This is a genomic window from Sporosarcina saromensis, assembly GCF_033253735.1.
Taxonomy (GTDB): domain Bacteria; phylum Bacillota; class Bacilli; order Bacillales_A; family Planococcaceae; genus Sporosarcina; species Sporosarcina saromensis.
In genome coordinates this window covers 17,715-43,154 of sequence record NZ_JAUBDI010000001.1, presented here as the reverse complement: position 1 = coordinate 43,154, position 25,440 = coordinate 17,715, and the positions used below count along the sequence as shown (strand labels likewise).

The following is a 25,440-nucleotide window of genomic DNA, read 5'->3' as shown; positions in this document are numbered from 1 at the left end:
TTCTCCTTTGAGCAGGGCTACACGTTGCGGTCTGACGGCAGGGACTGCTTGATAGGGGCTAAGTTCTTGAATGCTCCCAAACGCTCCTGGTTCCATTTATGAGTAGAAGGTTGGCTACCAATCATACGACTGAGTGCTTCTAGCGATAATCCTTTTTGATCGTTTAGAATTTGCTGTGCTATGATATAACTAAACTTGTCCTGCTCTAAAACTTCACGCCCTGTGGCTTCTTCCATAGTTTCAATTGAAATGTTTACTTCGATTGTCACGAGCGCATGCAGCGTCAATCTATGGGTTTGTAGTTCAATTGTAGCAGAAGGGAATAGGCTCCCATATAGCCGTAGCTGATCTGCAGGTTCGAGCAGTTCCTCAAATAAGGCGCGCTTGCGGTTTCTTTCTTACAAGTCAGTTGCAATCCGTTTTAATTGCTCTTCCGACATCCAATAACGTTGATCTAATACAATTTTTCTTTTGGCCACTTATCATCCAAATACAAATCCAACAACTTATCCATTTTAGAACGCACATCAGCATTTAATCTTTGTAGCTTTATTACATCTTCATCAATACGAACTAGTTTAATTTCGTCAATGTTGAGACTTCCTCTTATTTTCAAAATCTAAAACCGAAAATACCACCAGATTCAGTAGCATCTGATATGTCAATTTTAATTCTGTGTTCCTCAAATTGCGATTCGAAACCTTTGTAAGTATCTGAATTAAGCATGGTGATGTATTGAAAGCCTAATTCCTCGGACTTAAGTTTAGCATAAGTTAAAGCCAATTCTATTTGTCGTTCATCAACGCCGTCAAAAAGGTGACTATCATGAACCATAAAATCAAGAGGTCTCTCCAAATACATATTAATTTCCATTAGCATCATATCAAAGCAAAAGACCATCATATTATGAATTCCTTTACTTTTTTTGTCTGACTTAATAATCTCTATATTTATGCCATCTTTTCCTTTTTTATCGATGATAATTTTAGCTGTATCCTCTTCGCCGTATAAGAATCTTGCGGCATGAGAGAAGGACAATATGGCTCTTTTAATAACTTCTTCATTATCTAAAATATCTTCATTGAGTCTTTGTTGTAGCTCAGTACTCTTTTGATTAATCTCAGCTTTAGTGTTTTCAATAGAATGGATGACATTGAGTTGTTGGGATAAAACAGTATACTCGGACTTAAGTTTATTTAACTCTTGCTGAATTTTTAAGAACTGATCCAGCGCACCCTTATCATTAAGTGTCTGCATAATTTCTTCTTTTCTTATAGACCATCTATCAATATTACTTCTTAATACAGAAATCTCATCTTCTATTTCCTTTATTTCAGACATTAAATAATTTTTTCGATTATTTACAACAGATTCATGAAATTTCCGTACATCTTCAAAACGTTTAACTATATTTTGTGGCAAGACCACATTGACTTCATTGTATAGAGTTTCTATCGAAATGTTTTGCTGTAAATCTTCTGACTCAGAAGATTTTCTTATGTCGTGTATTTGTGAAGAAAGAATTTGAGAATTGTTAGTCGCTTCATTTATAAAAATGGTTAATTTATCTGCTTCATGTTCTAAATCTCTATATTTAGGTAGTATTTGGAAATTGTGCAATTGACTTTCTAGGCGATTAATCTTTTCGTTCAAAATGGTTAAGGTGGTATTAATCTCGCCTTCACTTTTTAATATATTTACAGTTTTATTTTTCAAAGCTTTTTTTAACACATTCAATTCTGTTTCTTTTCTTTTCAATTCTTTCCATTCTAATGGTATCTGAGTATTTAAACCGAAAAGAAAAGACAAGGAAGCTTGTTTGGAAAGCTTGTTTTGTTTTTTATGTATTTCGATAGGATCGGAAAATCCACCATTTCCTTCTTGGCGTATAAAATAAGAGAATGCTCCACGAAAAGAAACCTTATCATCTTTTATTCCGAAAAGTATTTCTAAGTATCTACTATTTAGATTGGCTAGTGAATGACTTTCTTTTTGTTCACCTTCAGGTAAATGAGTTGTAAGCAGAATTTTAGAATTAGCTACTGTACTGCGTTCAACAGTATAAGCTATGTCTTCAACTGTAAAGTCAAGATCAAATATACTATCGGCAAGTTCTTCTTTTTTAAATATCGAATTTTTATCCACGCTGGCACCAAATAAGAAATGTATAATATCTATCAAGCTAGACTTACCTGACCCATTTCTTGTATTAGTTGAAGTAGAGTCTACAGATTTATCAGTCACTAAGATATTTAATCCGCTATGAAAACAAATTTCTTTAAAGGTAGGAATGGAACTAGATATTTTGTTGATCATGAGTTAACCTCCTTAATTTACCTTTTCTAAAATCGATAACTCCAATAATGTAGAGAAAATCTAAGGTTAATATAAATAAATCGAAAGGGACCTGAGGGAGGTTTTGAATTTCTTGTTGCTTTCTGTATGAATCCCAAAGTTGAGTTACTGTTACTGGGTTTCGTAAGAGGTGGATGAGCTTCCCTCCAACCATTACAATTGTCCTTTCTTCATGTATATATTTGTTAGGTAAAAGCACTCGAACCACCTCTTTCAGTTTAATCTCTATAATCAATTCTATATTATGAGTATGCACAATTCCAGCATTCCAAATATTATTATTCGGCATAAATTGGAACACTCTCAAAGATAGTGCAGTTTTCAAATAGATAAGCTAAAATAGTGAGAATCGCAATTTCGTCAGTAGGATTTTTTACGTATTTATAACCGGCAAAATCTCTAAGTTCGTAGAATATTTGGTCGGTATTCTCTTTGTATTCCTTTTTTAGTATTTTATATTTTTCCTGAAAAGCTACTGAAAGATTTTGCACAGCATCAACTTCATGCCCTAAAGAAATTATCTTTTCAATCAGATGAGCTTTTCTCATGCCGATCTTTAATAAGTCTTGAATATATTCAGATAAGTAGTTGATCTGTATTTTGTTTTGAGGGACTTCTTTGATCTCTATATCTGAGATATATCCCTCTGACATGACGCGAAACGGCATTAAAAACGGTTCAATATGCTTTATCTGAAGACTAGACAAATCGTCCATGGTGGGTACTTCACCAAAAATGCTGATAATTTCTTTGGCAGGTAAAGAGAATACAATTTCCTTGATTTCATCTATACCCCATAAAAGAATAGGGATTGCGACCTTTTCTTTTATTTTATACTTCTCAATTTCATTAAGAGTAACGGCATCAATACCTAGAACACCGTCTTTAGCATTTTGAACAAAAATCCATTGATACACAATTCCGTTCCAGTGAATCATTGCTTTCTCATAATCTTCTTCAAACTTAGCCACTAGTTTAGATCCATTAATTTGATTAGGTGCATATACTTGGAATATGATGCCCTCACTTTGCAAATAGCCATCGCATTTCAAGTCTCCTTTATTTCCCCATGTCTTCACTTCTATAAAATCATGTTTATGCTTTGCTTTCATTATACGTGCAAATAAGTCTTCAAAGCCGTTTCCTCGTTCTTTATAAAAAAACAAATCAAATTTCATTTCGAAAAAAAGTCGTTGTATCTTATCCATAATTACACCCCTTTAGACTTATTTCGTCTGATCATTTTGTCTTGCAACACTATATTAGTGAAATATCCCTACACCCCACTTAAATTAATCCACTCAATCATCCCTAGTTTTCTTTTATGTTCAATGAAAACATCTATTTTCCTAGTAAATATCAATTCAAGCCGATATTATTGCGCGAATTCTTCAGTTGTAAAAAAGTAGTCTGCGATATCACTTATCAATACTCCTTCATCCATCGCATCCGCGTAAACTTGTCCTAGAAACCGAGAAGCATTAGCAGATAGGCTGACATCCTTTTCGCCTACTGCTCCATTTTGACTACTGCATACTTGTCTATGCACAGCTGAGAGGTGTGGTGCTCATATAGATGTCAGAACTCTTCAACGACTAGTTTCTTCCTTTAAACGTGAGGGAGATGCTCTTTAAGGTAGGTCGTACCCCAACGTGCTTTCTTTTTAGGTATCGAGAACGATTTCACTTCTTCGAAAACATATACTTGCAACCGGTTATGTATATTTAAAATAGGAGAGGACCTTATCGGCCCGTTCCTCCCAGTAGTCAGTATGTAGTTGTCTAAGTTGCAAAGGATCACGGCCTTTTTCCTTTATCACAAGCTTACAACATTTTCAAAAACTCTTGTTCACCAACAATTTCAATGTTTTGCCCTTGTTCTTTCAGTTGGCTTGCTTTCTTCATTTTAGAGCTTAGGAATCCAGCGCCGAATTGTGTTAAGTCGTAATCACCTACTACTAAAAATGCAGTATTTTTCGTGACTCCATTTCCATATATTCCTCCAAGATCAACTACTTTTTGGGCAGCTTCTTTTCGTACCATGGATTTTAATGTACCTGTAAAGGTTACTGTCTTATTGAACAGCACATGATTCTGATTGAATTCTGTAACGGTTGTCGTAATGTCCATTCGTGAGCTTTTATAGAACTTAGTTTGGCTTGGTCTATACCTGTCACTGAAATGTTCACCTAACGATAAATCTGCTAAACTAAGCAAATCAATGAAGCTATTTGTGTTTGTTTCTTCAAAGAGCTTCAACAAAACGTGACCACAAGCTTTTGCATCTTCTAATGCATCATGATGTGTAAACTCATACTGATATTTAGCAGCTAAACTATTTAATTTATAATTAAGTTCGTTAGGAAGTAACTTTTTAGAAAGTTGATAGGTACAGCTATACTTGAATAACGGATAATCCAATGAATATTTATTGCAGGCATGACGTAGTACACTCATGTCGAATGCAGCATAATGAGCAAGCACTGTATGATGCTCGATGAAGTCTGACAAGAGTGGGTAATAATCAATAAACGTAGGAGCGTCTTTTACCATTTCTTCAGTAATACCGTGTATTTCAATATTGTAATAATCGAATTCGTCTTCAGGATTTATAAAAGTTTCTAATGTTTGCACCAGTTTACCGTTTTCATATTTAGCTAGTCCAATAGAACATATGCTAGCACGCGATGAGTTTGCTGTTTCAAAATCAATAGTTACAAAGTTCAACTAATCACCCCATGATTTCATTGATTTAAAAACTCGAAATCCGTTCTAAAGTGTTCAGACAAATAACTTTTCAACTCAGACCTAGTTTCAAATTCAATGCATTGGTTTTCCATGACAATTTGCCATTGATCAAGAAATTGATGCTCTCTGACGGTAAGGAGTAATGAAGAAGCTCCTTTTGATCTTTGAACTCGATCTTTGAAGATGACGCGGTACTGATGTTTAGAAATCGTCTTGCCGTCTTCTTGAACAAGGAATAGAGCATCGTCCTTGATGTTAGAGAAATTGACGAGGGTAGTTTCATATAAACCAATAGATAAATAATTTCTTTTATGACTCTCTAGGTGTGAGAGAAGCATCTTTTCATTATAGAACCCAGTAATATGTGTTTTGTTAGATTCGAAATTTACAATTGCACTGCTTAGTTCATTAATTCGTTCTTGAAGTAGATTTTCCGTCAATTGTTAGTCACCCCTTAAATAGTTAATCCTCCAACTCACCAAATCCATCCCTATATTCTTATTCTTCATCTTCCATAAACATCTGTTTCATTTTATACAGCTTGTTTAGCTCTTTCACTTTCTTCTTCGGATTTGACATCAAATGATGAAACATGATTTGGTGTTTCTTAAGCTCATTAAATAAGACAAGTTCTTCATCGGTTAGGTTTATATCCTTACCGGCAACAAAAACGGCTTTATGATTAGGAATGTCAGACCTAGCTAGGAGATAGTCAATGGTAACATCAAAAAAATCAGCAAGCCTTGAAAGGGTTTCGTAATCTGGTTGTGTTGAATTCGTTTCGTATCTGGCATAAGTTGAACGATTTATATGTAGTCTATCTGTTAGATCTTTTTGAGATAGACCTTTATTGTTTCGTAGGGTCTTTAGTCTGTCACCATAATTCAATTTACTCACCCTTTCAATTACCTGTATTATACAGTGGAAAAAATGCACATTCCATCTATTGTGAATAAATTACACAATAATTTTTAGTATTGTATAAAATGCACTTTATAGATAATATGAATTGAAGCCAATGAAGGAAAAAACAGAAGTAGCTAACTATTTTACTACAAGTGTTGTATATACAAGATTACAGTCAACATTATCGATTTTTAATATTGAAATCTTCTCTTCGGGGCACTCGAAGGAAAGTTTAAAATTTCTAATTTACAAACCTGCTATTTTTGAATTGGATAGCTTCGATAAGTCTCTAGTTTTAGTTTGTAATTAAGAAACGAGGGGGATTTCCTACGGTTCTTTGAAATAAATTGTTTAATTGAATAAACATTCTGTGCAAGGGGCTACGAGATTTAGAAAATTATTGATTTTGTCATCAAAAAAGCAATCAGGTATCGGCAGGACTTTATTCCGCTGGGCACAGGTGAGCTACTCGTGTGTTTTCGCCCTGCGTGGTCTCACCATTCGTGCTATTCTCCGCTAGTGTCCGTGCTTGCACTTTGGCCAACTAGCATATGACAACACTTTATTGGTCATACACTATAGATACTGCTCTTCAGGATTGGAGCGCAAGGCGGCGACTCCTGCGGGAACAGCGCGAGCTGAAGACCCTGGACTGAGCGAAGCGAGGGAAGCGGCTGAAGCCGTGCCCGCGGAACGCGTCCGCCTGGAGCGGAAATCCGGTGTTTAAACAATCATCCTCATAAATTACTATTTCTATGTTAAGATATCCATAATAGAATGCAATAATGGTGGGGCGATCTCACTTTTACACTTCCTTCTTCTTTAATTCTTCTGATAACAACTATAACAAGAATGATATTCGCGATTGTCCACAAGTAAGTCTACACAGTCAAACTTATCTTGTTTTTTATGACAGCTACCCGGGGGGCATTGGGTTAAGTGAAAAGCTGTTTAATCAGTGGAAAGAACTATTGGAGCGTGCTGCTGAACATGTACGTAATTGCCGCTGTAAAAACGGCTGTCCCGCTTGTATCGGTGCGCAGGAAGAAGGCATACGGATGAAAAAAGATGTCATTTTTCTTCTGAATGCGCTTATTGGAGGCGAAAGCAATGTCTTACGAAGCAAAACTGATGCAAATGAAGAAGCTTCTGAAAAAGAATACAACTGAACCTCAAGTAGTCGAGGAGCAAACTGAACGTCCCATACCGCCTCCTCCACCATACGAAGATCGTTGGTTGCGTGCAGGGTTGACGAAGGAAGTCAATGAGTTTGGGATCGTCTATAAACGGATCGTGAACTACGACTTGCATCACCAACATGGTAAATTTCCACTTTCAGGGCTTGTGCATACGATTGATTCGTGGCGGACATCCCGTGAACCACATCCGTTAGCGCTGAATCCTTCAAGACCACTTGTCTTTTTTGATACTGAGACAACGGGTTTAAAAGGGGCTGGCACACTTATATTTCTAATGGGCTTTATCGAATATACAAATGAATCCTTTACATTAACACAATATGTCTTGGCTGGACCTGATCATGAAGCGGCATTTCTGTATGCTTCTAAACTTTGGGAACAACCGAAGTCGATCGTCATGTATAATGGGAAAAGTTTTGACATGCCCCAAGTCCAAACGAGATGGACGATGAATCGTGAGCAACTTCCTCCGTTAATAAAACATACAGAGATCGATTTATTGCACGGTTCCAAAAGAATTTGGAAGAATGAAATGACCACTTTTAAACTGACTGCAGTGGAACAAGAACAACTTGGTTTTTTCCGTAAAGATGATGTGCCAGGTCATATGGCGCCCATCATTTATCAAGATGCTGTGAAAAACGGACGTGCGGAACTGCTGATGAAAGTGTTGCTTCACAATGAATGGGATATTTTATCACTCGTAACGTTGTATACACTGTCTACAAATTTGTTGTTGAAAAACGAACACGCCGCTTCCTCGACTGCTAAAACGAATATTGGAAAGTGGTATGCTGATTTAAAGTCGTATCATCGTAGTAAAGTAGTCTTTGAGAAGGTGATTGAGACGTATGGAGAAAATGAGCCGCGTGCACATTTCCATATTGGATTCATCCTTAAAAGAGAAGGCGACTACAAAAATGCTGTTCAAGCATTTCATATAGGGGCTGCAGGATTGGCGGGCAAAGAAAAACTCATTGCCTATGAGGAATTGGCCAAGCTCTATGAACATAGGATGAAAGAGTTTGGAAAAGCGTTGAATTGGACGAAGGAGGGAATTATGCTTTTGCAAAGGGATTCAGACTTTACTTCCGATTACAGAAGGAAGAAGGGAAATGAGTTTGCACATCGGGAAATGAGATTGCGCAAGAAACTATTTCCCGGGGAAGCGCAGTAACCGACAAAATCCTACTTCTTTTCACGATATGGAAAGACACAGATGTACAAATTATGCTATAATTGCGATGTGTAAACATTGATGGAAGGGCGTCATTTTATGGAAATAAAACTGGATTCGAAAACGATTCTTGAAAAAGAATTTAAAACAGCAATGCGTGGATACAACCAAGAAGATGTAGATTTATTTTTAGATCAAGTCATACAGGATTATGAAGCTTTCAAAAAAATAGTAGCTGACTTACGCTTAGAAAACGAAAAGTTGAAAGAAGAAGTTGCGGCTGCGGCGAAACGTCCTGCGTCAACGAATACGAATACGACGAACTTCGATTTGTTAAAAAGGATTTCAAACCTTGAGAAGCATGTATTCGGCAGCAAATTGTATGATTATGAATAAGCAAGTTGCTTAAAAACCGTTGTGATTTGTTGAAAATTGTTGTATACTGTTGAAACCATAGTGTGAATTCAGGTAATCGCTGCAACGTTAGTTGTAGAGGAAAGTCCATGCTCGCACGGTTCTGAGAAGACCGTAGTGTTCGTGCTCGGCGAAAAAATAAGCCGGGGCTTCGCGCTTAGCGCGTTGACGGCGGGAATAAATCCTACGTTTGCTTCGGCAAATATGGATGAGGTTCCCTGAAAAGTGCCACAGTAACGTAGCTGGCCTGGAAACGGGTCGGATGGAACGCGGTAAACCCCACGAGCGAGAAACCCAAATTATGGTAGGGGCACTCTTCTGAAGGAATTGAACGGAGGAAGGGACAGACTGTGTCTGTAGATAGATGATTACCACCCATCGTACGAGGCGTGAGCCGTTTGAGTACACGGGAACAAAACATGGCTTATCGAATTTACGATGGTTTAACAATACCAATCAATGCTCTCCTTTTCGTTTGGAGGGCATTTCTTCATTCATGGGCAATTGAATGAATTCTAGCAACGAAACACACACTACATAAGAATGAATGTACGAAAGATCCAAGCGTGCTAGTGTCCTTTACAAAGAGGTTCTAATAGGAGTCCCTTAAACACGGCTGAACTACAATCCTCTTTTTGTAGCACGTTAGAAACGGAGTTGAAAATGTATGTCAAACTATAAATTAGTCGCCACTTCCGCGATGGGGCTTGAGTCAATTGTTGCGGATGAAGTGAAGGAACTAGGGTTCCAAACGACAACTGAAAATGGCAAAATCTATTTCGAAGGTGATGAAACGGCAATTGCCAAGACAAACATGTGGTTGCGCGTTGCAGACCGCGTACGTGTGATTGTAGGGGAATTTAAAGCAACTACTTTTGACGATTTGTTTGAACAGACAAAGTCCTTGCCTTGGGAACAGTATTTGCCTGTTGACGCCAATTTTCCGGTCGCAGGAAAATCTGTCAAATCAACGTTATATAGTGTTCCTGATTGCCAAGCAATTGTGAAGAAAGCAATCGTTGAAAGATTGAAGACAGCATACAAAAGGAACGGTTTTCTTGATGAATCCGGCCCGTTATTTAAACTGGAAGTATCCATTTTAAAAGATAAAGTGACGCTCACGATCGACTCAAGTGGTGCCGGCTTGCACAAACGCGGTTATCGAGTTGGGCAAGGTGATGCACCGCTTAAAGAAACGTTAGCAGCAGCCCTCGTCAAATTGACGAAATGGAATCCTGACCGTCCGTTCGTAGATCCTTTTTGTGGATCAGGAACCATTCCGATTGAAGCAGCAATGATCGGGCAACAAATTGCACCAGGATACAATCGGGAATTCAGTAGTGAACACTGGCCGTGGATGAAAGAAGCCATTTGGGATCGCGTACGTGAAGAAGCTGAAGAGTTGGCAAAATATGATCAGCCGCTAGACATTACAGGATTTGATGTAGATCCAAGAATGATTAAAGTAGCTCAGCAAAATGCAGTAGAAGCGGGTTTTATGGATCTAATCCGTTTTGAACAGCAAGATATAAGAAATTTAGCTGTAGAAGGTTTGAATGGCGTACTTGTCGGAAATCCTCCTTATGGAGAACGTTTAGGAGAAATCGAAGAAGCTGAAGACATAACAAAAACGATTGGCCGTATTATGGAGCACTATCCATCTTGGTCAGTTTATATGTTATCTTCACTTGAAAACTTTGAGACAATGTACGGCAAGAAAGCTACAAAAAAACGGAAGTTGTTCAACGGCTTCATCCGTACAGACTTCTATCAATACTGGGGTCAACGACATAAGTAAAAATTAAGTGGTTGTGACAAAATGTGAAAAATGCATGAAGGTCAACTCGCCGTCATGCATTTTTTCTATATGCCTACTTACTTTAAAACGGTTCTTTTTTAAACTTAAGAGTGGATCGGAGCGGAAAAAGGACGACTCCTGCGGGATTTAGCGCGATTGTTGAGACCCCGCAGGAAGCAAAGCGAAGCGTAGCGGACGAGGAGGCTCAAGCGCGCCCCGCGGAAAGCGTGCCTTTTGGAGCGCAGAGGAACGGTCTATATAGAGTTTTTTCTAACCTCTACCATATGCTTAAAAGAAAGGGTCGATGCCGATGAAGCGTCAAATGCCATTTGTGTTATCAAAAGAAAAATCATTTTATGAATCGTTGAATGACTGGATTGGCGATACGTTGTATGACGATCTAACGGAAAAAGGTTTCGAATGTCGAGATGAACAGATTTATATGGCATTCCAAATCGAGCAAGCATTAAAAGAAAAGAAAGTCCTAATGGCGGAGGCTGGGGTCGGAACAGGTAAAACAATCGCATATTTATTACCGGCCATTGCTTATGCACGCTATACCGGAAAGCCTGCATTGATTTCTTGTGCGGACGAAACGTTAATCGACCAACTTGTGAAAAAAGAAGGCGACATCCATAAATTAAGTGAAGCATTAGCGATTGACATTGATGTAAGATTAGCAAAAGCAAGGGACCAATACCTCTGTTTGAAACGACTAGAGGAGACCGCCGATTCATCAGAGGAAGAATATGCAGATATCGTTCAAAGTGAATTACCTGAATTTGTACGAGGGAACGCATCACTTCAATCTATTTTTCCGTACGGTGAACGCTCAGATTATCCTGATTTGAATGATGAACAGTGGAAGTCGATTAATTTCCATCCAATCCAACAATGTGCAGCTTGTGATGTGCGCAATCGTTGTGGCCAAACGATCCACAGAAATCACTACCGGGAATCAGTCGATTTGATCATTTGTTCACACGACTTTTATATGGAACATATTTGGACGAAAGAGTCGAGAAAGCGACAAGGACAATTGGCATTATTACCAGAAGTATCAATGGTAGTTTTTGACGAAGGTCATTTGTTAGAGTATTCTGCGCAACGAGCATTGACATATGAAGTGCAAAATAATACGTTATTGAATTTATTGGAACGGGTAATGGTCGATGGCATTCGTGAAGAGACATTGCAATTGATGGAGCGTCTGATTGATGCCCACGAGCATTTTTTCCGTTTGCTTCGCACAAATGCAAGCAATCATGATGAAACACGAAAAGCCATTGCGAAAACCGATGAACTTGTTGCTGTAGGAAAAGAAGCAATGACAATTTCGACTGCGCTATTGGAAGAATTCGTGTTTGAAGGTGAATTGTACATTATTCCGGAATATGACTTGACGATGGTTGAAGAGTATTTGGAACAATACATTTTCTCGTTGGAACTATTCATTTCTGACAATGAAGCAGTTGATTGGTTGGAAGAAAGAAAAGACGAAATGACGCTTATTATTATGCCTCGTCTCGTTACAGACATTTTAAGAGAAAAGTTATTCTCCTCAAATATTCCAATTGTGTTTTCATCAGCAACTTTATCGGTCGATCAGGACTTTTCTTACATCCTCGATAGTTTGGGAATTGAAGAATTCCTATCATTCTCTGTGGATTCACCATTTGACTATGAACAAGCGATGGAAGTTGTTCTAGCTGACGTCGATTCAGGTGGAAAAACAAATTATGTAGAAAGTCTCCTTGAAAATGAGGAACAAACGTTGATTTTATTCAAATCTGAGGTATCAATGCGTGCGTTCCAACGTGCACTTTCTGATGAACACAAGCAGAACATTGCGTTTGAAGGAGAACGTGAACTATCGGCGATCATTCGGGATTTCCAACAGAAGAACGTGCGCATCCTTTGCTCTTATCATTTGTGGGAAGGGCTCGATATTCCGGGGGACGCATTAACGAGAGTTGTCATCTATGATTTACCGTTTCCACCAAATGATCCGTTGTTTAATGCGCGTAGAAAAAATGCGAAGCATCCTTTTGAAGACGTTGATTTACCATTTATGCTTTTACGTTTACGTCAAGGAGCAGGCCGCCTCATTCGGACTTCCGGAGATTACGGCAGTATACATGTCTTAATGGAAGGTTCAGAAAAAGAGCTGAAAACAATTGTTTCAAAAGCTTTCCCAGTGGAAAGTAAGACAGTTGTACGCAAATGAAATAAGAGAAGCTGTCTTTCATGGTAAGATACCCATCGTAAGACAGCTTTTGTTATGCTTGCTCATCAATTGTTAAAAGGACATTCATCGTTGTCCCGCTGTCAAAGCGAAGCGGTAACTTGAATGCTTGTGTAAAACCATAAAGCTTCGTTTCACCAACCATAACTGTCGGAGTCGAGATGTCAAGTGAAAAGTCATGTTGTTCCAAAACGGTACACAAATTTCCAGCAACCATATTGCCTAATTCGCCTGTAAAGGATTCAATCATTTCACCTTCAATCCGCATACCGAACATGGATTGGCCAATCATTTGAATGATATCACTATTTGCATCGAGGATTAATCGACCTTTTATCGCGCCAACCATCTGGATGAGAACACTTAACTCCTTCTGTTCATAAGGTTGGGACGTCAGAACTGGTGAAAGCACATCAAATTTAAGGGGTATGATTGTCGTTAAAGAGGAAATAGCACCGTTTAACACTTTTTGAATCGTTGATGAAGTACTCATAAAGGCACTCCTTTCCTTCTAATATGTATAGTCTAATAATACCATTATCGAGGGAATAAAGTATAGATAAATTTCAAAGCACTTTGTAGGTAGTTAGATTAGAAAAAAGTGTTATGATTAGATGTGGAATCAACTAGATGGAAGGGTCGGGAATTATGTCTCATACTGATGTTTTAGAAAGAACAGCCATCCATGGACAACTGTTCAAGGAAGGTAATGACGAAGATCGAGTAAGAAAAGCACATTCCTTAGCACAAAAATTAGTAGACGAGGAATTTGTTATTGGCTTTGCTGGACACTTTTCAGCAGGGAAATCTTCAATGATTAATGCACTGACCGGGGAAGATCTCTTACCTTCAAGTCCGATACCGACAAGTGCGAATATCGTTAAAGTGAAAAAATCAAACCAAGAATTTGCAATTGTACATAAGACAGATGGATCTACCGTAAAATTTGAAGGGCATGGATTTTTTGATGCTATCAAATCATTTAGCAAAGACGGAGCGGAAATTTCTCTTATCGACATTGGCCATCCGCAATCTGCACTGCCAGAAGCGATTACCGTAATGGATACGCCTGGTGTCGATTCAACGGATGATGCTCATCGCTTGTCAACAGAATCGGCATTACATTTAGCCGATCTCGTCTTCTATACGATGGATTATAACCACGTCCAATCGGAATTGAATTTTACGTTTACAAAGGATTTATTGCGTTTCAATCCGAATGTCTATTTAATCATCAATCAAATCGATAAGCACCGAGAAAGTGAGTTGTCGTTTGACGCGTTCAAGCAATCTGTGGAAGACTCATTTTCGTTATGGGGCGTAGAGCCTAAAGGGATTTTTTATACATCATTACGTGCCATGGATCATCCCCACAATGATTTTGCAAAAGTAAAAGCAATAGTAGAAGGGTCTATGGAAAACTGGAAAGAACAATTTTTATCAAACGCCCAGCAATCATTACGGAAGTTTGAAGAAGAACACGTGAACTTTTTGGAAGAAGAGATAGCTGAGCGTCAAACAGCATACGCGCATCTAATCGATGAGGATGAATGGGGTCAATCTGAAGATTTACAAAAGGAAATGAATGCCGTAAAGAAACGTGCAGCGCTCCTTTCTGCAGATGCATTTTACGCAACATTCGAAAGGGAACGAAATGAGTTGTTGCGCAACGCATCTATCAGTCCGTTCGATACACGCGAGTTGTTGAAACTGTATTTAGAAGCAAAATCACCTCGGTTTAAAGTAGGTTTTTTATTCGGAGCGAAAAAAACAGCTGAGGAAAGGGAAAAAAGAAAAACGGAATTAGCGAATAATCTTGCGAGCCTTATCCATACACAAATTGAAGTCCATTTGAAGGCGTTAATGAAACAAACATTGAAAAATGCAGGTCTGATGTCCGATGAACGTTCTATGGAAATCGATGAGATGAATATGCAAATTCCATTTGAGGAAATTGATGTGCATTTGAATGTATCTGACGTTATGACGGGCGATACAATCTTAAACATGGCAGATCAAATGAAAACAGCAATTCAACAAATCTTCCGTAAGCGAACGGATGACTGGAAAATGAAAATGTCTGAACTCGCTGCGTCAACCGGTAATGAAGAAGCTGAACAACTCCAGCATACCATCGATGTGTACGAACAAAAACTGTCCGCTATCTATCAGGTGGAAGAAATTCGAGAACAACTGAAACAGTTTGAAAAAAGCTTGGCGTCGCCTTCAGCAAAATTGCTTGCTGACAGTCGACAGTTGTTGAAGGAATGGCACGTACGTGAAGACATGCAGACGATTGACCTTAGTCAGATGGAAACGGATAGGCATGTAGTATCAGCGGATGAGATCGTACAAACAGAAGAAGTTATGCAACCTGAAGTTGTACATCATACTGATGCACAAGCTGTCATCGAACGAGCGCTTCACATAGCAGATGCGGTAATGCATATTCCTGGATTCTCTGATACCGCAACGTACTTACACAATAAGTCAGACCGGTTAGCCCAACAAGAATTCACTGTCGCTTTGTTTGGTGCGTTCAGTGCTGGAAAATCATCATTTTCCAACGCGCTCATGGGAGATCGTGTATTACCAGTGTCACCTAACCCAACAACCGCTGCCATTAACCGTATTCGACCTATTCAGCCAGGAAAAGAGGATCGAACTGCGGATGTCCATTTAAAATCAGTTCAGCAGATGACAGAAGATGTCGCTTTTTCATTTGATGCTTTAGGCACACCCATTACATCATTAGAGGATGCATTCAACAAAGCGGAAACTGTGCTGACGAAAGCATTAGAAGATGAAAGTCTACATATCCATAAGACGTTCATACGCGCATTCCAAAAGGGATATCCAACGTACGGTGGGCATTTAGGTGAGACGATGAATGTTGATCAAGTTGAATTTACACGATTCGTTGCCGAAGAAGACCGTAGTTGTTTTGTCGATGCAATTGATTTGTTCATTGATTGTCCGTTAACGAGAAAGGGCATTACGCTTGTTGATACTCCAGGTGCTGATTCCACAAATGCCCGCCATACGGATGTTGCTTTCGAATATATCCGTAATGCGGATGCGATTTTATTCATCACGTACTACAATCACGCATTTGCCCGTGCAGATCGCGAGTTTCTTATTCAACTTGGCCGTGTCAAAGATGCATTTGAGTTAGATAAAATGTTTTTCATCGTAAATGCAATTGATCTTGCGGCAAACGAAGAAGAAGCGGAAGCAGTGAAAGACTTTGTGAAACAAGAACTGACGACTTTTGGAATCCGTCACCCGCGTGTTCATGGGATTTCCAGCATCCAGGCGCTTGAAGCGAAACTGAGCAATGAAACGGAACCTGCCATGGCCGAATTTGAACAATACTTTGAACGCTTCTTAGAAGAAGATCTTAAAAGTTTAGCTGTTCAAGCATTGGAAGATGAAGTGACCAAAACCGTTGAACGGCTCCGTACATTAATTGAAAGAACGGAATTGAACCAATCCCGTAAAGCGGATCGCATGCAGGAACTTGATCGATTTGAACAAGAAATCCGTTCGCATTTTTCTCAACGGTTTACAGAGGTCATTCGAAAAGCGTCTAGCAACGAATTAAATGAATTGGTTTATTATATTTTACAACGGGTATTCCTTCGATTTGGAGACTTCTTCAAGGAAGGGTATAGTCCGTCGACATTTGCCAATTATTCTTCAGACAAGGCGCTGTCGATTGCGTTAGCAGAAACGGTTCAAATGGTCGGTTTCGATTTATCGCAGGAGTTAAAAGTGACGAATTTACGTATGTTGAATTTCATGAATAAGCAATTGAAAGAGCGTCAACGAAACGAGTTACGCCGACTCGCGGAAAAAGACCGATCCATTGCACCCTCTCCATATGAAACAGAGGATGCAGTAATGCTTTCATTCCCGCAACCATTTGAAGATCCTACCATCTATAAAGATGTAAATCGTGCATTTAAAAACCAAAAAGCGTTTTTTGAGAAAGGTGAACGGTTAATCTTAAGAGACTTGTTGGAAGAGCGTTTAAAAGAGGATGCCTCTATGTATTTAGGGAAAGAGAAAGAGCGGATTGAGCAATGGGCGGAGCAATGGATTGAAACGGAAGCGGAAGGTCTCCGTCTTCATTTAATGACGCAAAGTCTACAACAAATCGAATCCGAGCGCGCTCTCTTACTCGATGCTCACCAGTTGGAGGAATGGCGGCAGGTTTACGGTAAAATCCAGTTGAAGGGGATGGGTTGACATGCAAAACGTTTTTAAGTCGATTACACAAGTGGATGCTCAAGTCGTGAAGTGGATTGATACACGATATGCTTTGCAAAATCCAGCACTCGGTTTGCAAAAATATGGAGAAAAACATGTCGAAGGCGCGCTCTATTGGGACCTTGAAAAGGATTTGTCAGATATGACGAAGGATGCCGGCAGACATCCGCTACCTGACAAGGAAGCGTTGACGCATTTATTCAGAAAGAGCGGTTTGGAGTTGGATGATGAAATCATCGTTTACGATGACGGCGGAAGTCCTTTCGCTGCCAGAGCATGGTGGATTCTGCAATATGCTGGTTTTAGGAATGCCTCTATCGCAATTGAAGGGTTTACAACATTCGAAGATCATGGTGTACCGCTGAGTCAAGAACAAGTAAAACCGTCTCCTTCAAATGTAGAACCAGAGTGGAAGGAAGAGATACTTGCAACTCGAGAACTAGTCGAAGAGACTGTTCATGGCAATCGGAATCATGTGTTGTTGGATGCACGATCCGCTGAACGATACCGAGGTGAAGTTGAACCGATCGATCCAATTGCTGGACGTATTCCGGGCGCATTGAACTTTGATTGGGAACAATTGAAACAGAGTGGTTCCTTCAATTTGAATGAAGACATGAAATACCGATTAGAGGATGTCGTTCAAACAGATCAGTCAGTCATCGTATACTGCGGGAGTGGTGTGACAGCAGCACCGCTTTATGCGATGCTGAAGCAGAACGGTTTTGAACATGTCCGCTTATATGTTGGGAGTTACAGTGATTGGATTTCCAAAGAACCGATCGAAATTGAAAAAAGTTGAAAAGAAGGCGGAATGACGATGCAAATGAAATATGCCATTATCGGGGATGTTCATTCTTCGAAAGAAGACTTGAAAAGCGTATTGGCGCACATTAAACAAGAAGTACCCGATGCGCTATTGATCGGAACAGGCGATCTTTTTGAATGCACGATTAGTAAACGTCACGTTAGTGAACATCGTTATAATAATCTTGCAGAAGTCATGCTGTTACCCGATGGGTTTGTCGAGTTATTGACTTTTCCATCGGTCAAAGGGAATCAGGAAGAACGAATCCTGCTTATTACAAATACAGATGACCCATTACTCGGCATTCTTTCGGCAATGCCCGAAAAAATCGAACTTGGCATGGCTGAAGTCATTCACGGCCACCAATGGAAATGGGGAGGAAATCCTTGGGCGTTAATAGAACCTGAAGTTTCTCAGCCTGTGACATTTTACGGCCATAGCCATACGTCAGGCTTACAACGAGATGGTCATGTGGAAGAGGTTTTGTTATTTGGGCAGCCCTACGAACTCGGGCAAGAACAGACGCTTGTCAATGTAGGGGCAGTTATCGACGATCAGGAATGGGTTCTTTTTGATAGCATCCAAAACACTGTGACATTCATGAAGGCAAAATAATAGAAAGAGCATTTACCGACAACAGGAGAACCTGCCAGGTAAATGCTCTTTTATTGTCCACTTTTATGGATTGCTTCGCGGGCGAGCGCATCAGCCGCTCGGTTTTCATGATCTGGAATCCATTTTATAAAAAAGAAGTCAAAGGATTTTGCAATGGATAGAATTTTATGCAAGTACTCTTTATGTAGCTCATTTTTAACAAATTCATTTTCCACTGCTGCGACAACGACTTTCGAATCTGAACGGGCAGAAACGATTCCAGTCGTTAGTTTTGCAGCTTCTTCCATTCCTCTTAGGAGGGCAATAAATTCAGCAGTATGGTTATTTGTTGGTGCAATTGGCTCGGCAATTTTCAGTTGTTGCCCTTCACCTTTAATAAAAATACCGATTCCACTTTTCCCGGGGTTTCCAGCACTTGCTCCATCTACATATACTTCAAGCATGGCGTATCCTCCTTTCATAAGTTGCATCAGAATGGAAAGCATACTACAATAAATGTTACGATCAGGAGGCTTCTATGGATAAATTATCAATTATGAAGGAAATTGATGAACTGCTTGATACGTATTGTGAAGGGTGTTTTGTCAAACGTCAACAGAGAAAAGATAGCGGAAAGACAAAAGCCCATCAATTTTGCATTCAAACGTGTACAATCGGTGAACAATTACAGTTCTTAGGCAATGAAATGAATAAATTAACAAAATAAACCCGCCTTGTCATAGCTTGGCGGGATAATTCGTTATTTTTTACGTGATTGGTAAGACATTTGCCGCTTGAGGACCACGGTTTCCTTCAATAATCTCAAATGAAACGGTTTGGCCTTCATCCAATGTTTTAAATCCATCGGCTTTAATGCCCGTGTAATGTACAAATACATCTTCTCCATTATCCGTTTCAATAAACCCATACCCTTTTTCATTGCTGAACCATTTTACTTTACCTTGGTACATACTTATTCCTCCCTCGGCAATTCAATGTCTTCCCATTATTAACATGGTTGCATTAACTATACATGAATCGACAGTAAACGTCAATGATACGCCTAAATTTTCAGTCGACTCAACGAAAAGGAGCTCTAGCTTATGCAAACAATTATTCAGAAGTGTACAATGTCTGTCAAAAATATTTACAACGAATTCGATGCAAGTCACGATTTTGATCACATCGTACGTGTTTTAAAAAATGCTAAACAGATAGCAGGCACAATCCCTCATGCTGACGTGTCCATCATTACGCTTGCTGTGCTGTTACATGATATCGAAGACCCGAAGTATCAATCAGTCAGCGCTCATTCAGTAAGTCAAATTCTATCTCAAGTTGGTGCAGACGAACAAACGATAGAGACCGTTCAAAAGACAATCAACAGCGTTTCCTTTAACGGTGGGAACGAGCGGGACATTACTTCCATAGAAGGTGCGATTGTTCGGGATGCGGACCGATTAGATGCCATGGGGGCAATCGGAATTGCACGAACGTTTGCATTTGGTGGTGCACGCGGTCGGAAATTATACGATGCGGACGAAGTGACGAGGAAAGACATGACAGAAGCGGAATACCGCTCGAAAGAGACATCCTCTGTCACGCATTTTTTTGAAAAACTGTTATTGTTAAAAGAACGTATGGTGACGGATGAAGGAAAACGACTTGCCGAACAACGTCATACATTCATGGTTACGTTCCTTCAACAATTGAGTGATGAAACCGATTTAGCATTGGATACACGATAAAAATCCATAGAAGTTTTTTCGTTGAAATTTGATATTTTAATAGCTATTACTTTTTCTCCTTAACATGATTTGTTAAGATGGACGTGTTAGGAGTGATGGATTATGGATTGGTACGAATGGTTTACGAGGTATGAAGTTGTACATACGGGTATTGCATTAGGAGTCTTATTATTATTTTGGTTGTTTCGGAAAGTGTTTGCAAAATACATTTTTACACTCATTTTAAAACTGAGTAACAAAGCACCGAATAGTTTCTTTTCAACAATATTATTGTCGTTTGAAAAACCGTTCCAATGGCTTGTGACGATCATCGGTGTCTATGTAGCAGTCGGGTATTTCCCATATATTGATCAAAAAAATCTGCTATTCTTACACCTGATCAGATCGTCCATCGTCATTGTCATCGCTTGGGGTTTTTACAATTTGACAGGAGCTACCTCAAGTTTCTTTTCAGGACTGAACAATCGATTTAATATGCGAATCGATGACATATTAATACCTTTTATTTCAAAAGCATTGCGCTTCATTATTATTGTGATTACGTTGAGCATCATCGCTCAGGAATTTGGGTATAACGTCAGTACGTTCGTCGCGGGTCTTGGAATTGGCGGATTGGCGTTTGCGCTTGCAGCAAAAGACGCATTAGCACAATTTTTCGGTGGAGTGGTCATCATTACGGAAAAACCCTTTACGATCGGTGATTGGATCTATACGCCAACCGTCGAAGGAACAGTAGAGGACATTTCTTTTAGAAGTACGAAAATCCGCACGTTTGGTCAAGCGCTTGTAACGGTTCCCAATGCCACATTAGCGAATGAAGCCATTACGAACTGGAGTAAGATGGGCAAACGGCAAGTCTCCTTCACCATTCGAGTAGCGCCTACTACCGACAAAGTTGCACTTCAAAGAAGCATTGACGACATTAGACATTTATTACGCAATCATGAAGGTGTTCATCAGGAGACCATTTTCGTGAAGTTTGATGAATACAAGGAAAACGGCATGAATATTATGCTGTACTTCTTCACGAAGACGACCGATTGGGGAGCCTATCTGGATATAAAAGAAGAAGTGAATTACAAAATCCTTGATATCCTACGCGCAGAAGAAATCACCTTCGCATTACCAAACACTAAACTGATTGTTGATGAAGAAGCATTATAAAACTAACAAACGGGTATCCCTCATTCAATGAGGATACCCGCTTTTTTTAATGCTGCTTCTGCACTTGTAATTTGACTAGGATTGTCCGCACTGACGGTATGCATATGGACGCCACCCTCTGATAAGTTGGACAAATATACGGCATTTGCTTCGGTCACTCGACGAATGAATGCTTTCACTTCCTGTCGATTGGATACCATGATCGATGCACGCAAATCTCCGTAAACAGGATGTTCGACTCGGACATCTTTTACAGTTAACCCGTAATCTACAAGAATATTTAATTCCTCTTCAGTTTGTTCTGGTGTATGTTGGCAAACAAGTGTTTTTTCAATCTTATCGGGGCCGGATGATGTGTGCATATACAAATAGCCTTGACTTGTCGCGATAATCGGCTCGTCTTTTGCTTTTAACAACGTAATATCACCCACGATCACTTGTCGGCTTACGTTAGTCATTTCTCCTAGTGCTTTGCCCGTGAAAGGTTTTGTCGCTGTCCGTAAAGTTTCCAATAGCAGTTCCCGTCTTTCTTCACCGGGCATCTTCATGTTGTCACTCATTTGCATCCCTCCAATCTTTCCATAATATCATATCAGTTTTTATGATTTCGTGTATAATGTAAAACTATACATACATAGAGGAGGGGTTCTGAATGGATCAATTATCTATTCACGTACAATTGACGAATCATCCGAAAGAGAAGCCGGCGTTTGATCAGCTTTCGTTCGGAACTGTTTTTACGGATCACATGTTTACAATGGACTATACAGAAGGTAAAGGATGGCATGACGCCAAAGTCGTCCCGTACAAACCGATTACGTTGGATCCTGCTGCGATTGTCTTCCACTACGGTCAGACAGTGTTTGAAGGATTGAAGGCATATGTTACGCAAGAAGATGAAGTGTTATTGTTCAGACCAGATGAGAATATGAAGCGGTTAAACCGTTCCAATGAACGTCTTTGCATGCCGGCTTTCGATGAAGAGCTCGCGCTAGCAGGTTTGCGGAAGTTAATCCAAATTGATAAAGATTGGATTCCTAATGTTGAAGGTACTTCGTTATACATACGTCCTTTCATTTTTGCGACACAACCGTATCTTGGGGTTGCACCTTCGAAGACGTACCGCTTCATGATTATCCTTTCACCAGTTGGTGCGTATTACAAGGAAGGTATTAATCCTGTCCGCATTGCTGTAGAATCTGAATTCGTCCGTGCGGTCAAAGGTGGGACTGGTAGTGCAAAAACGGCAGGGAATTATGCAGGTGCCATGAAAGCACAAGAAGTTGCGGAGGCGAAAGGCTATTCCCAAGTGTTATGGTTGGATGGAAAAGAACATAAGTACATTGAAGAAGTCGGTGCAATGAACGTATTCTTCAAAATCAATGGAGAAGTTGTTACCCCTTCACTAAACGGTAGCATTTTAGAAGGGATTACACGCAAATCGGTGATTGAATTATTGCAACACTGGGATATTCCGGTTACGGAGCGTCAAATTTCAATGGAAGAATTATTCGAAGCATATGAGTCCGGACTGTTAGAAGAAGCGTTCGGTACAGGAACGGCAGCGGTTATCTCTCCAATCGGCGAACTGTTCTGGCAAGATAAGAAGTTGGTCGTCAATCATGGTGAAATCGGGGAGTTGTCGAAAAAGATCTATGATACAATGACAGGGATTCAAACAGGAAAACTGCCTGATCCTTTTGAATGGCGCATGAAAGTAGAATTGTAATTCCAACAGGCGTCCTGTCATTTTATGGCAGGATGTTTTTATGAGGTGATGAAATTGCGTATAGCAGAAGTGACCGTCCGAAGACTAAGAATGCGAATGAAAGAACCTTTTTCCACGAGCTTCGGCACAATGCAAGACAAGCAGTTTTTAGTCATTGAAGTACAAGATGAAAACGGAAATTGTGGATGGGGCGAATCGGTGGCTTTTGAAGCTCCTTGGTACACGGAAGAAACCGTCGAAACGAATGTACATATGATCAATGATTTTCTAGTCCCTTTATTGCTAGGAAAAGACATTACTCATCCCGATGAAGTAAGTATGCTCTTTTCTTCCATCCGCAAAAACAATATGGCGAAAGCGGCTCTAGAGACAGCCGTCTGGGATTTATATGCTAAGCGTAACCGCATGTCGTTAGCGGAAGCGTTAGGAGGAACTCGAAAAGAGATTGAAGTTGGCATTAGTATTGGCTTGCAAGCAAGTTTTTCGGAACTGGTAGCCAAAGTACAAGGCTATTTGGACGAAGGGTATCGGCGCATCAAAGTGAAAATTAAACCGGGTTTTGATGTTGAACTACTTCGTACATTACGCGCTGCATTTCCCGATGTTCCTTTGATGGCAGATGCCAATTCCGCTTATTCACTAGATGATATTGAATTGTTGAAGGAACTGGATGCATTCAACCTCTTAATGATTGAACAGCCACTTGGCCATGACGATATTGTTGACCATGCTGTGTTACAACGAGAATTGAAGACCCCAATTTGTCTAGATGAAAGCATCCTTTCCTTGAACGATGTACGAAAAGCACTCACGCTACGAAGTACAAAAGTCATTAATGTGAAAATCGGACGGGTTGGCGGATTGTCGGAAGCGAAACGAATTCATGATTATTGTATGGAGCAGGGTGTGCCTGTTTGGTGTGGCGGCATGTTAGAGGCGGGAATTGGGCGTGCTCACAACATCGCTTTGACGTCATTACCGAATTTTATTTACCCAGGTGATACAGCCGGGTCATCACGTTATTGGGAAAAAGACATTATTACACCTGAAGTAGTTGTCCAAGATGGTGTGATTGCTGTCCCGCGTAGCAATGGGATTGGTTATGAACCAGACATGCATGCAATCGACAATTTTACAATTGGGAAGTGGTGTTTTTCGGCTGTTGAATAAAACTGTTTGCAAGTCTATGCAACTTACACGCCAGAAAAACCGTCTAAAGCATTGATGAAGTGTAATTCTTCCAGTAAAATGAACGTAGGTTTTGTAGAGAGGAAGTATATTGTGAAAAAAATACTTAGTGCGTTTGTCGTCAGTTCGCTCGTTCTTCTAGTAACGGCATGTAACAATGCAGAAGAACCACAAAAGAAATTAACAGCTGGTGACTTATTGGACAAATCTGAGCAAGCGATGAATTCTTCACTAACTTCGGTCAGTGCACACGTCGTGTATGACGAATATAATGGAACGGTTTTTGACGGCGATCCTGAAAAGACCGAAAAATCCGGTGTGAATTTCGATATGAACATGGATGCTTTTTTAGACCCGATGAAAGTCCATCGTCAAGTAACAGTCCAGCCAAGAGGCGGGGAAGTATGGAACATGGACATTTATGACGTTGGTGAACAAACGGTTGTCGCGGACAGTCGGGAACAAGGTTTGCGCGAGTCTGAAACGGATCCATTGAAAGAAGCATTCGGAACGCTTGTATCGACAACCAATCCGCTTGTCGATCTTGCCAAGTTCAAAACGTTCAACGATGATTTCAAATTAGAAGAAATCGGTTACGACTATGTGTTGAAACTTTCATTAGATCGTGATGAATTCCCTAGATTCAAAGAAATCTTCCCAGAAGTCGGACCGAGTGAAGAAGGTTTTCTCTTAATTGATCGCATGGAAATCACTATTAAAATTAATAAAAAAACGTCCTATGTGACGGGCTTCAATATGTATGCGGATATGAAAATATACAGCAAAGGCAACTCTTTTAAAACACGCCAAAAGTTGAACGCCACGTATAGCTATTTTAATGATATCGAAGATTTTACTGTACCGAAGGAAGTAACTGAGTTAGTTTCTCGGTAAGGTAAGTGTACGTAAAAACGTTTTACTGCTGATTGAAAAATGTAGCTTAGAAAGATAAATACTGATAGAACTCGAATAAGCACCGTTAATTACGGTGTTTTTTTGTTGAATAAATTCGTACTTAGAGATGATTATCTGTTAGTATAATTAATGTAATTGCAAAAATGAAACTTTTTTATTTTTTTTGGCGTCTATACAGTAG

Annotated in this window: 28 protein-coding genes and 1 other RNA gene; 16 read left to right on the top strand and 13 right to left on the bottom strand. The window is 39.7% G+C overall.

From position 1 onward, the window contains the following. Positions 1-17: 17 nt before the first annotated feature. The 9 genes from QT711_RS00255 to QT711_RS00215 form a co-directional block, all read right to left on the bottom strand. A complete protein-coding gene (locus QT711_RS00255; protein ID WP_317941486.1) occupies positions 18-269 on the bottom strand; it encodes a hypothetical protein in 252 nt (83 codons plus the stop codon). A gap of 185 nt (positions 270-454) precedes the next feature. Continuing rightward, on the bottom strand, positions 455-616 hold the full coding sequence (locus QT711_RS00250; RefSeq protein ID WP_317941485.1) for a hypothetical protein: 162 nt from the start codon (positions 614-616) through the stop codon (positions 455-457). Further along, positions 613-2,316 (bottom strand): ABC-three component system protein, encoded by a 1,704-nt coding sequence (locus tag QT711_RS00245; RefSeq protein WP_317941484.1) that lies wholly within the window; start codon positions 2,314-2,316, stop codon positions 613-615. Before QT711_RS00245 ends, QT711_RS00250 begins: the two co-directional genes overlap by 4 nt. After that, positions 2,297-2,644, bottom strand: a complete 348-nt coding sequence (locus QT711_RS00240) for an ABC-three component system middle component 6 (RefSeq protein ID WP_317941483.1) — start codon at positions 2,642-2,644, stop codon at positions 2,297-2,299. The genes QT711_RS00245 and QT711_RS00240 overlap by 20 nt, the downstream gene beginning before the upstream one ends. Beyond that, positions 2,634-3,563, bottom strand: a complete 930-nt coding sequence (locus QT711_RS00235; RefSeq protein ID WP_317941482.1) for an ABC-three component system protein — start codon at positions 3,561-3,563, stop codon at positions 2,634-2,636. Before QT711_RS00235 ends, QT711_RS00240 begins: the two co-directional genes overlap by 11 nt. Before the next feature lie 167 nt (positions 3,564-3,730). After that, positions 3,731-3,904 (bottom strand): hypothetical protein, encoded by a 174-nt coding sequence (locus QT711_RS00230; RefSeq protein ID WP_317941481.1) that lies wholly within the window; start codon positions 3,902-3,904, stop codon positions 3,731-3,733. Between the two features lie 274 nt (positions 3,905-4,178). Further along, positions 4,179-5,081, bottom strand: a complete 903-nt coding sequence (locus tag QT711_RS00225) for an exonuclease domain-containing protein (RefSeq protein WP_317941480.1) — start codon at positions 5,079-5,081, stop codon at positions 4,179-4,181. A 17-nt stretch (positions 5,082-5,098) separates the two neighbouring features. Further along, entirely contained in the window at positions 5,099-5,542 is a 444-nt protein-coding gene (locus QT711_RS00220; RefSeq protein ID WP_317941479.1) for a hypothetical protein, read from the bottom strand. 58 nt (positions 5,543-5,600) lie between these two features. After that, positions 5,601-5,990 (bottom strand): helix-turn-helix domain-containing protein, encoded by a 390-nt coding sequence (locus tag QT711_RS00215; protein WP_317941478.1) that lies wholly within the window; start codon positions 5,988-5,990, stop codon positions 5,601-5,603. Between the two features lie 547 nt (positions 5,991-6,537). Here QT711_RS00215 and QT711_RS00210 point away from each other — a divergent pair. The 7 genes from QT711_RS00210 to QT711_RS00180 all read left to right on the top strand — a co-directional run bounded on the left by QT711_RS00210 (position 6,538) and on the right by QT711_RS00180 (position 12,823). Continuing rightward, positions 6,538-6,735 (top strand): hypothetical protein, encoded by a 198-nt coding sequence (locus QT711_RS00210; protein WP_317941477.1) that lies wholly within the window; start codon positions 6,538-6,540, stop codon positions 6,733-6,735. A 58-nt stretch (positions 6,736-6,793) separates the two neighbouring features. Then, positions 6,794-7,177, top strand: coding sequence for a DUF1998 domain-containing protein (locus tag QT711_RS00205; protein ID WP_317941476.1), 384 nt, complete (start codon positions 6,794-6,796; stop codon positions 7,175-7,177). Then, positions 7,119-8,384 (top strand): ribonuclease H-like domain-containing protein, encoded by a 1,266-nt coding sequence (locus QT711_RS00200; RefSeq protein ID WP_317941475.1) that lies wholly within the window; start codon positions 7,119-7,121, stop codon positions 8,382-8,384. Before QT711_RS00205 ends, QT711_RS00200 begins: the two co-directional genes overlap by 59 nt. A gap of 99 nt (positions 8,385-8,483) precedes the next feature. Further along, positions 8,484-8,780, top strand: coding sequence for a cell division regulator GpsB (gene gpsB, locus QT711_RS00195; protein ID WP_317941474.1), 297 nt, complete (start codon positions 8,484-8,486; stop codon positions 8,778-8,780). A gap of 64 nt (positions 8,781-8,844) precedes the next feature. Then, an RNA gene (rnpB, locus tag QT711_RS00190) (RNase P RNA component class B) lies at positions 8,845-9,230 on the top strand. 235 nt (positions 9,231-9,465) lie between these two features. Next, positions 9,466-10,596 (top strand): THUMP domain-containing class I SAM-dependent RNA methyltransferase, encoded by a 1,131-nt coding sequence (locus tag QT711_RS00185; protein WP_317941473.1) that lies wholly within the window; start codon positions 9,466-9,468, stop codon positions 10,594-10,596. Between the two features lie 310 nt (positions 10,597-10,906). Continuing rightward, positions 10,907-12,823 (top strand): ATP-dependent DNA helicase, encoded by a 1,917-nt coding sequence (locus QT711_RS00180; RefSeq protein WP_317941472.1) that lies wholly within the window; start codon positions 10,907-10,909, stop codon positions 12,821-12,823. Between the two features lie 52 nt (positions 12,824-12,875). On the opposite strand, the gene QT711_RS00175 is transcribed toward QT711_RS00180, so the two are convergent. Then, on the bottom strand, positions 12,876-13,334 hold the full coding sequence (locus QT711_RS00175) for a chemotaxis protein CheX (protein WP_317941471.1): 459 nt from the start codon (positions 13,332-13,334) through the stop codon (positions 12,876-12,878). A gap of 155 nt (positions 13,335-13,489) precedes the next feature. On the opposite strand from QT711_RS00175, the gene QT711_RS00170 reads away from it, so the two are divergent. Genes QT711_RS00170 through QT711_RS00160 form a run of 3 tightly spaced genes read left to right on the top strand, consistent with a single transcriptional unit; the run spans position 13,490 to position 18,536 of the window. Further along, positions 13,490-17,092, top strand: coding sequence for a dynamin family protein (locus QT711_RS00170; protein ID WP_317941470.1), 3,603 nt, complete (start codon positions 13,490-13,492; stop codon positions 17,090-17,092). Between the two features lies 1 nt (position 17,093). Continuing rightward, positions 17,094-17,915 carry a sulfurtransferase gene (locus QT711_RS00165; protein ID WP_317941469.1) on the top strand — a complete coding sequence of 274 codons (822 nt, stop codon included), beginning with the start codon at positions 17,094-17,096 and terminating at the stop codon, positions 17,913-17,915. 18 nt (positions 17,916-17,933) lie between these two features. Next, the gene (locus QT711_RS00160; protein ID WP_317941468.1) at positions 17,934-18,536 is read left to right on the top strand and encodes a metallophosphoesterase family protein; all 603 of its coding nucleotides are present in this window, start codon (positions 17,934-17,936) and stop codon (positions 18,534-18,536) included. A 50-nt stretch (positions 18,537-18,586) separates the two neighbouring features. Here QT711_RS00160 and QT711_RS00155 read toward each other — a convergent pair whose 3' ends face one another. Further along, complete coding sequence (locus QT711_RS00155) at positions 18,587-18,979, bottom strand: ribonuclease HI family protein (RefSeq protein ID WP_317941467.1); 393 nt, start codon at positions 18,977-18,979, stop codon at positions 18,587-18,589. 74 nt (positions 18,980-19,053) lie between these two features. On the opposite strand from QT711_RS00155, the gene QT711_RS00150 reads away from it, so the two are divergent. Continuing rightward, the gene (locus QT711_RS00150) at positions 19,054-19,242 is read left to right on the top strand and encodes a zinc-finger domain-containing protein (RefSeq protein WP_317941466.1); all 189 of its coding nucleotides are present in this window, start codon (positions 19,054-19,056) and stop codon (positions 19,240-19,242) included. A gap of 40 nt (positions 19,243-19,282) precedes the next feature. Here QT711_RS00150 and QT711_RS00145 read toward each other — a convergent pair whose 3' ends face one another. Beyond that, positions 19,283-19,486, bottom strand: a complete 204-nt coding sequence (locus tag QT711_RS00145; RefSeq protein ID WP_317941465.1) for a cold-shock protein — start codon at positions 19,484-19,486, stop codon at positions 19,283-19,285. 132 nt (positions 19,487-19,618) lie between these two features. On the opposite strand from QT711_RS00145, the gene QT711_RS00140 reads away from it, so the two are divergent. Both QT711_RS00140 and QT711_RS00135 read left to right on the top strand, forming a co-directional pair. Then, the gene (locus tag QT711_RS00140; RefSeq protein ID WP_317941464.1) at positions 19,619-20,263 is read left to right on the top strand and encodes an HD domain-containing protein; all 645 of its coding nucleotides are present in this window, start codon (positions 19,619-19,621) and stop codon (positions 20,261-20,263) included. A 102-nt stretch (positions 20,264-20,365) separates the two neighbouring features. Continuing rightward, a complete protein-coding gene (locus tag QT711_RS00135) occupies positions 20,366-21,427 on the top strand; it encodes a mechanosensitive ion channel family protein (protein WP_317941463.1) in 1,062 nt (353 codons plus the stop codon). 20 nt (positions 21,428-21,447) lie between these two features. Here QT711_RS00135 and QT711_RS00130 read toward each other — a convergent pair whose 3' ends face one another. Continuing rightward, on the bottom strand, positions 21,448-21,987 hold the full coding sequence (locus tag QT711_RS00130; protein WP_317941462.1) for a transcription repressor NadR: 540 nt from the start codon (positions 21,985-21,987) through the stop codon (positions 21,448-21,450). Positions 21,988-22,079: 92 nt separating this feature from the next. On the opposite strand from QT711_RS00130, the gene QT711_RS00125 reads away from it, so the two are divergent. The 3 genes from QT711_RS00125 (at position 22,080) to QT711_RS00115 (ending at position 25,238) form a co-directional block, all read left to right on the top strand. Then, positions 22,080-23,156 carry a branched-chain amino acid aminotransferase gene (locus QT711_RS00125; RefSeq protein ID WP_317941461.1) on the top strand — a complete coding sequence of 359 codons (1,077 nt, stop codon included), beginning with the start codon at positions 22,080-22,082 and terminating at the stop codon, positions 23,154-23,156. A 54-nt stretch (positions 23,157-23,210) separates the two neighbouring features. Then, on the top strand, positions 23,211-24,326 hold the full coding sequence (gene menC, locus QT711_RS00120; RefSeq protein ID WP_317941928.1) for an o-succinylbenzoate synthase: 1,116 nt from the start codon (positions 23,211-23,213) through the stop codon (positions 24,324-24,326). Positions 24,327-24,437: 111 nt separating this feature from the next. Next, positions 24,438-25,238 carry a DUF6612 family protein gene (locus QT711_RS00115; protein ID WP_317941460.1) on the top strand — a complete coding sequence of 267 codons (801 nt, stop codon included), beginning with the start codon at positions 24,438-24,440 and terminating at the stop codon, positions 25,236-25,238. Positions 25,239-25,440: the final 202 nt, after the last annotated feature.